Source organism: Glutamicibacter nicotianae, from assembly GCF_006539525.1.
GTDB classification, from domain to species: Bacteria; Actinomycetota; Actinomycetes; order Actinomycetales; family Micrococcaceae; genus Glutamicibacter; species Glutamicibacter nicotianae.
Genome location: NZ_BJNE01000025.1, coordinates 25709 through 33286, shown reverse-complemented (window position 1 = coordinate 33286; position 7578 = coordinate 25709). Strand labels below are relative to the sequence as shown.

General features: G+C 61.4%; 7 protein-coding genes. 5 read left to right on the top strand and 2 right to left on the bottom strand.

Annotation, left to right across the window (positions count from 1 at the left end):
- Positions 1–57: 57 nt before the first annotated feature.
- Positions 58–1446 (bottom strand): MFS transporter, encoded by a 1389-nt coding sequence (locus ANI01nite_RS15975; RefSeq protein WP_038989839.1) that lies wholly within the window; start codon positions 1444–1446, stop codon positions 58–60.
- Positions 1447–1840: 394 nt separating this feature from the next.
- Positions 1841–3253 (bottom strand): NAD(P)H-quinone dehydrogenase, encoded by a 1413-nt coding sequence (locus ANI01nite_RS15970; RefSeq protein ID WP_073706651.1) that lies wholly within the window; start codon positions 3251–3253, stop codon positions 1841–1843.
- A 123-nt stretch (positions 3254–3376) separates the two neighbouring features.
- On the opposite strand from ANI01nite_RS15970, the gene ANI01nite_RS15965 reads away from it, so the two are divergent.
- The 5 genes from ANI01nite_RS15965 (at position 3377) to ANI01nite_RS15945 (ending at position 7578) form a co-directional block, all read left to right on the top strand.
- Entirely contained in the window at positions 3377–4177 is an 801-nt protein-coding gene (locus tag ANI01nite_RS15965; protein ID WP_038989844.1) for a purine-nucleoside phosphorylase, read from the top strand.
- A 53-nt stretch (positions 4178–4230) separates the two neighbouring features.
- Positions 4231–5961: a phospho-sugar mutase gene (locus tag ANI01nite_RS15960; RefSeq protein WP_141359190.1), complete on the top strand. Its 1731-nt coding sequence runs from the start codon at positions 4231–4233 to the stop codon at positions 5959–5961.
- Between the two features lie 59 nt (positions 5962–6020).
- Positions 6021–6707: a deoxyribose-phosphate aldolase gene (deoC, locus tag ANI01nite_RS15955; protein ID WP_141359188.1), complete on the top strand. Its 687-nt coding sequence runs from the start codon at positions 6021–6023 to the stop codon at positions 6705–6707.
- A gap of 33 nt (positions 6708–6740) precedes the next feature.
- Positions 6741–6998: a hypothetical protein gene (locus ANI01nite_RS15950; RefSeq protein WP_141359185.1), complete on the top strand. Its 258-nt coding sequence runs from the start codon at positions 6741–6743 to the stop codon at positions 6996–6998.
- An 85-nt stretch (positions 6999–7083) separates the two neighbouring features.
- On the top strand, positions 7084–7578 hold the full coding sequence (locus ANI01nite_RS15945; RefSeq protein ID WP_141359183.1) for a tetratricopeptide repeat protein: 495 nt from the start codon (positions 7084–7086) through the stop codon (positions 7576–7578).

The following is a 7578-nucleotide window of genomic DNA, read 5'->3' as shown; positions in this document are numbered from 1 at the left end:
GGCGAATCATCATTGCCAGATGATTCGCCGAGCCGTTCACTCAGCAAAGCTGTCGAATTACTCGACCCATTCTTCCATGTCCATGTCCGAGGTGTCGCGAGTCATGAACAGCGCAACCAGGGTCAGTACCGCACCAAGCGCCAGGTACAGGCCAACACCCAAGGTGTTGCCGGCACCGGCCTTCCACAGGGCCACAGCCACGAAGGAGGCAGGGGCCGCGCCGATCACCGAGGACAGGTTGTAGGCAACGGCCGAGCCGGTGTAGCGAACGTTCGAAGGGAACAGCTCTGGCAGGTAGGCGGCCATCGGGCCGAAGGTCAGGCCCATCAGGGTGAACCCGATGATCAGACCGGCCATGGCAGCGCCCTGGCCTGGTCCGAAGAACAAGGTCCATGCCAGTCCGAAGACCAGGATGCCCGAGGTGACCCAGATCAGGAACTTGCGGCGGCCGAACTTCTCAGCCAACGGGCCCGAAACCACGGTGAAGATGCCGAAGAAGACAACGCCGATGATCAGCATGGTCAAGAAGGTTGGGCGTTCAATGCCCAGGCCTGGAACGAAGCCGGTTGCGTCAAAGGTCTTGCCCTTGGCTTCAGCGGCAGCCGTCGCCTGCTCGACGCTGGCTGGCTGGGTGCCGTAGGTCAGGGTGAAGGAGGTCATCAGGTAGAACAGCACGTAGGTTGCCAGCATGATGAAGGTACCTGCCAAGGTTGGCCGCCAGTGCTTCTTCATGGTCACCGCGAATGGCGACTTTACGACCTTCTTCTGGTCCAGAACCTTCTGGAAGGAGGAGGATTCGACCAGCTTCAGGCGTACCCACAGGCCAATGATCACCATAACTGCCGAGAAGTAGAACGGAACGCGCCAACCCCAGGCCATGAACTGTTCTGCAGTGCAAAAGGTCTGCAGGGCCACGAACATCAGGTTTGCAATGATGAAGCCGATTGGGGCGCCCAGCTGAGGGAACGTGCCGTAGATGGCGCGCTTGTTCTTCGGAGCATTCTCGGTTGCCAGCAGCGCCGCACCGGACCATTCGCCGCCCAGCGCCAGGCCTTGGGCGAAGCGCAGCAGCACCAGTGCGGTCGGAGCCAATACGGTCCAGTGTCCGGCAGCAGGCGGCAGGAAGCCGATCAGGAAGGTAGCGATACCCATCAGCAGCAGCGAGGCTACCAGCGTGCCCTTGCGGCCGAGCTTGTCGCCGTAGTGGCCGAAGATAATCGAACCCAGCGGACGAGCCACGAATGCCACACCGAAGATCGCAAACGAGGAAAGGATCGCGTTGATGGTGGAAGCGTTGGGGAAGAACAGGGCTGGGAAAACGAGAACCGACGCGGTGGCGTAGGCATAGAAGTCGAAGAATTCGACAGTGGTGCCAATCATGCTGGCGAACAGCACGCGACCGCGGGTGTTTTCCTTCGGCGCCACTGCTTGGTTAGCCTGCGACATGTGAGGCTGCTCCTTAGAGTGAAAGTACGAGTGAGATATACAATTTTGCTGTCATAATCGTAAACCTCAGTGACCAGTATTCGGATATTGATGTCCATTATTTGGACACATGCTTAATGGAATCTGAACCACGATCGGCAAATCGCAGGCCTACTAGCGCGAATATGCATTTCCACATATTGAGACGTGACCTGAGAAAACAGTTTTTACACTTATATCAGAGTCGTTCGCCAAAGTGAATGGAGTCACAACATCTTGTATTACGGATGTTGGGAAAACATGTCGCGTTTCAGGACTTCGCTGGCGTTCTCCGACAGGTTCAGCATCGTTAAATGCCAGAGGCGGCATCTGCCCCAATAAAGGACAGATGCCGCCTGGAAAAGCTCTTCAGGACCTACCGATGGCGGTGCAGGCGGCGAGCCGCTTCAGCCAGCGAACCCGACAGCGACGGGTACACGGTGAAAGTTTCAGCCACGTCGTCAACGTGCAGGCTGTTCTGGACTGCCAGTGCCAGTGAGTAGATCAGCTCGCTCGCGCGCGGTGCAACCACGACACCGCCGATGACGGTGCCCGAGCCCTTGCGGGAAACGATTTTCACGAAGCCCTGGTCCACGTTCATCATCTTGGCGCGGGCGTTGGTGTTCAGGTCAACCTTGATGATGTTGGCCTGGTACTTGCCCTCAGCCACCGCACGCTGGGTAACACCCACGGTAGCGATTTCCGGGGAGGTGAAGACGTTGGACGCCACGAGATCCAGATTCAACGGCTTGACCGAGTCGCCAAGCAGGTGCGCCACGGCGATGCGTCCCTGCATGGCTGCCACCGAAGCCAAGGCGAATACGCCAGTGCAGTCGCCGGTTGCGTAGATGTTGGTTGCGGTGGTGCGCGAAACGCCATCCACCTTGATGTGCCCCGAGTCGGTCAGCTGCACGCCGGCTTCTTCCAGACCCAGGTTGGCGGTATTAGGGATGCCGCCCACGGCAACCAGGCAGTGGCTGCCTTCGAGCACGCGTCCGTCAGCCAAGGTAACCAGCACCTTGTCTCCCTGGCGCTCCACGCCTTCGGCGCGGGCCTGGGAAACAACATTCACGCCGTTTTCCTTGAAGGCGTCTTCCAGCACGCCCGCTGCGTCCGCATCCTCGCCGGGCAGCACGCGGTCGCGCGAGGAAACCAGCGTGACCTTGGCCCCGAGCAAGTTGTAGGCCGAAGCGAACTCGGCACCGGTCACGCCAGAACCGACAACGATCAGGTGCTCAGGCACCTCGTTCATGTTGTAGATCTGGGTCCAGTTGAAGATCCGCTCGCCATCGGGCTTGGCGGTAGGCAGTTCGCGCGGGTGGGCACCCACGGCAATCAGCATGGCGTCCGCTTCGATTTCCTGCTCGGAACCATCTGGGTGCGATACCGCAACCGTGTGGTCGTCGAGCAGGCGACCTTCGCCGATCACGATGCGCACGCCGGCGCGTTCAAGGGTGGTGCGGATATCCGAGGACTGCTCCTTGGCAAGGTCCAGCAGTCGGTGGTTCACCACCGAGAAGTCGGTGACGGCCGAGTCGAGTCCGTCAACGTGAACTCCAAAGGTTTCCGCGTGCTTCACGCGGCGCACCGCATCCGCTGTGGCAATCAGGGTCTTGGAAGGCACGACGTCGGTCAGCACCGCCGAACCGCCCATGCCTGCACGTTCCACGACGGTGACATTGGCACCCAACTGGGCTGCGCCCATGGCGGCTTCGTAGCCGCCTGGTCCTCCGCCGAGAATAACTAAACGGGTTGCTTCATTCCTACGATCTGCGCTCACAATCACCATTGTTCACCATGCCGGGTAATTGCGCACATCGAAGCACAATCCCGGAACGTGATTTTGATTCTGAAGCACTAGTTTCACCTGACAAAGCGCCCCGCTAGCGGTAGCGTATTTCCCGTGACTGATATGCAAAATGACCCACAGGTCCTGGCAGCGCAGGCTGCCCAGGCAATCGCCGAACAGACCGGCGTCGCAAAACACGACATCGCGCTGGTCCTGGGCTCCGGTTGGGGCCAGGCCGCCGAACTCATCGGCGAAACCACCCACACCCTGGATGCCACCGAAATTCCAGGCTTCCATGCCCCGGCCGTACCCGGCCACAAGGGCAGCATCTCCTCGATCCTGACCTCCACCGGCAAACGGGTACTGGTCCTGGGTGCCCGCACCCACTACTACGAGGGACGCGGCGTCCGCGCGGTAGTCCACCCGATCCGCACCGCGGCGGCTGCCGGCTGCGAGCAGCTGGTGCTCACCAACGGCTGCGGCGGCCTGAATCCAGACTGGAATCCGGGCACCCCGGTAATGATCTCGGATCACATCAACCTGACGGCCACCTCCCCACTCGAGGGCGCGACCTTTGTCGACCTGACCGACTTGTACTCCTCGCGCCTGCGCGAAATTGCGCTCTCCGTTGATCCGACACTGGATCAGGGCGTGTACGCGCAGTTCACCGGCCCGCACTACGAAACCCCTGCCGAAGTGCAGTACGCCAAGACCATCGGCGCGGATCTGGTCGGCATGTCCACCGCGTTGGAAGCCATCGCGGCCCGCCACGCAGGCATGGAGATCTTCGGCATGTCCCTGGTGACCAACCTGGCAGCCGGCATCAGCCCGGTTCCGCTGAGCCACGAGGAAGTCATCGAAGCCGGCCAGGCAGCCGGTCCGCGCATCTCCAAGTTGCTGGCGCAGATCATCGCGAAGCTCTAGGCCTCGCGTACTTAGCGCACAGCAAGCAGTCAGTGTCCTTTGAAGGGAAATCAGTGAACCACACGCAGAAAATCCAGTTGCTTGACGCGGCGGGCCAATGGGCGGCCCAGGATCCCGATTCGCAAACGCAGGAAGAACTGCAACTGCTGATCCAGCGCGTCAACGACGGCGACGCGCTGGCCTTCGAGGACATTTCCGACCGCTTCAGCGGCGTGCTGGAATTCGGCACCGCCGGACTGCGCGCCGAATTGGGTGCCGGCCCGATGCGCATGAACCGCGTGGTGGTCATGCGCACCGCGGCGGGCATCGCCCGCTTCCTGGCCGAGAAGGCCAATGGCGAGTACACGCCCAAGGTGGTCATCGGATTCGATGCCCGGTTCAATTCGGATGTCTTCGCCAAGGATTCGGCCGGCGTCTTCGCCGCGGCCGGGTTCGAGGTGCTGCTGATGCCTTCGGCACTGCCCGCCCCGGTGCTGGCTTGGGCCGTGCGCGAATTCAGTGCCGAAGCCGGTGTCATGGTGACGGCCAGCCACAACCCTCCGCGGGACAACGGCTACAAGGTCTATGTCGGCGGGAAGATCACCGATGAGTCGGGTCGCGGAGCCCAAATCGTCTCCCCGATCGATGCGCAGATCGCTTCGCTGATCGACTACGGCCAGCCGGTGGCGCAGATCCCGCGCGCCGAAAACGGCTGGAAAGTGCTCCCCGCAGCCGGCGCAGAAGGCGACATCGAAGCAGCCTACCTGGCTTCCATCCGCCCGATTATCGACGCTGGCCAGCCGCAGGACTCGGTACGCAAGAATCTGCGGATCGTGGTTTCGGCCATGCATGGCGTGGGCGGCCACACCATGCGCCAAGCCCTGCTGAACGCCGGATTCACCGACGTGCACATGGTTGCCGAGCAGGAGCACCCGGATCCGCTCTTCCCTACCGTGAAGTTCCCCAACCCCGAAGAGCCCGGGGCCATCGACCTGTCGCTCGAGCTGGCCCGCACGGTGGGCGCAGATCTGGTGATTGCCAATGACCCGGATGCCGACCGCTGTGCGGCGGCGATCCTCGATAACGGCAGCTGGCGGATGCTGCGCGGCGACGAGGTCGGCTGGTTGCTCGGAGACCAGGTTTCCAAGACCTTGCCGGAGGGCAAGAAACTGGCCAATTCCATCGTGTCCTCGCGCATGCTGGCAGCCATCGCCAAGGATGCCGGACGCGAGCACGAGGAAACCTTGACCGGTTTCAAGTGGATTTCCCGCGTTGAGGACCTCGGCTTCGGCTACGAAGAAGCCTTGGGCTACTGCGTGGCCCCGGATCTGGTGCGCGACAAGGACGGAATCTCAGCTGGCATCGTCCTGGCTGACCTGGCTGCCCAATTGAAAGCAGCCGGAAGCACCATTGCCGGCCGCCTCGATGAGCTGGCGGCCAAGCACGGCGTGCACGTCACCGACCAGCTCTCCCTGCGCTTCACCGATCTGGCGCAGATCCCCGCGCTCATGGACAAGATCCGCAACGACGCTCCGGCAACCCTGGGCGGCTCCGAGGTTTCCGAGGTCACCGACCTGTCCCAAGGCACCGAGAAGCTGCCGGCGACCAACGCCATGGTTCTGCATACGTTCTGCGGTTCTCGCGTGATCGTCCGCCCCTCGGGAACGGAACCGAAACTCAAGTGCTACTTGGAAACCATTGAACCGGTCGATGATCCGGCCGAAGTCCCCGAAGCCCGCCAGCGCGCCACCGCGAAGGTCCAGGCCATCAAGGAAGAATTGGCAGCTTACCTGAATGCCAACTAGGCTTACCCCTTCGAGACCTTCATTTGAAATGATTGAAATCTTTATTGCTAGAGGAAAAGATGACTGAATTAAGCGCCCGCGAGATCGCCAGCTACATCGACCACACCCTGTTGGCCCAGAATGCTTCCCGCGAACAGGTGGTGCAGATCTGCGACGAAGCCAAGCAGTACGGCTTCAAGTCGGTTTGCGTCAACCCTTTGTGGGTTTCCACCGTTTCGCGTGAGCTGGAAGGCTCGGACGTGCTGACCTGCTCGGTCATCGGCTTCCCGCTGGGTGCTTCGGCCACCGATACCAAGGTATTCGAAACCAAGCACGCTGTTGCCGACGGCGCCAACGAAATCGATATGGTCATCGACGTCGCTGCCGCCCTGCGTGGCGACCGAGACGCCCTGGTGAACGAGATCTTCGCCATTGCGCAGGCTGCGCATGAAGGCGGGGCCATCTTGAAGGTCATCATCGAAACCTGCCTGCTCACCGAAGAAGCCAAGGTCCTGGCCTGCGAGGCTGCCAAGGCCGCCGGCGCCGATTTCGTCAAGACATCCACCGGTTTCTCCACCGGTGGCGCAACCGTTGAAGATGTGGCGCTGATGCGCAAGACCGTCGGCCCGGACATGGGCGTCAAGGCCTCGGGCGGCGTGCGCAGCGTTGAAACCGCGCGGGCAATGATTGCAGCCGGCGCAACCCGGCTAGGTTCTAGCTCAGGAGTTGCTATCCTAGAAGGAGAGCAAAGCGGTTCCAGCTACTAGGAATTCGCCCCATCTGTTTCCCAAGGAGAAAAAGTGTACTCGAACGGCAAGAACACTGCCCATTCAGGTGAAGGCCGCCTTGTCGGCAATATCGTCAACTTCGTGATCTTCTTCGTATTGTTCGCGGCTGGCGTCTACACCTTGGGCTACTGGACCCTTGAGGTTGCCTGGTTGCCGACCCTGGTCAGCTTTGCTCTGATGTTCTTGGCCTTCGCCATCCCGATGCACCTGATGGGTCGTGCGGAGAAGGCTGAGGATCTGGTTGCCGCGGCTAACGCCCACCAGAACTAGCTAGAGCTTTCCAAGAGAGGGAAACCCGACTCCGGGTTTCCCTCTCTTGGCGTTTAATCGCATTTCCTTGGCCTAGACTGGCCGGATGGAATCATGGGACCAACGCGTTGAAAAGTTCTGGAACTCGGCCGGAGGAAAACGCCCGGAACAGCTGCGCACCGAGCTGGCAGGCCTAGTGCAGGACAGGGATAAGCAGGATCCGCGGGTGCTCTTCGAAATCGCTTCCCTGCACGACTATCTAGGCGAAGAAGAACAGGCGGTTGGCCCCTACCGGGCAGCGCTGGACGCCGGGCTGGACGCGCCGCAGCATGATGAAGCGCTGCTCCAGTTGGCCAGCACGCTGCGCAACCTCGGGCAGTGCACGCAATCCATTGAGCTGTTGCGGCAGATCCCATCCGGCTCACCGATCTTCACCGACGCCCAGGCATTCCTGGCTCTGGCGCTGCACGATGCCGGGCAGCCCATCGAAGCCCTGCAGCTGGCGCTCAGCGCCATAGCGCGCCGTGCCTCGCTCTACACACGGGCCATCAACGGCTACGCCGCCGAACTGGGCGCGCCCGCTGGCGCAGAACAGCGCTAG

Excerpts from the sequence above, each read along its gene's own strand:
- ANI01nite_RS15945 (WP_141359183.1), top strand. The coding sequence starts at position 7,084 with ATGGAATCATGGGACCAACGCGTTGAAAAGTTCTGGAACTCGGCCGGA.
- deoC (WP_141359188.1), top strand. The coding sequence starts at position 6,021 with ATGACTGAATTAAGCGCCCGCGAGATCGCCAGCTACATCGACCACACC.
- ANI01nite_RS15970 (WP_073706651.1), bottom strand. The coding sequence starts at position 3,253 with ATGGTGATTGTGAGCGCAGATCGTAGGAATGAAGCAACCCGTTTAGTT.
- ANI01nite_RS15975 (WP_038989839.1), bottom strand. The coding sequence starts at position 1,446 with ATGTCGCAGGCTAACCAAGCAGTGGCGCCGAAGGAAAACACCCGCGGT.
- ANI01nite_RS15965 (WP_038989844.1), top strand. The coding sequence starts at position 3,377 with ATGCAAAATGACCCACAGGTCCTGGCAGCGCAGGCTGCCCAGGCAATC.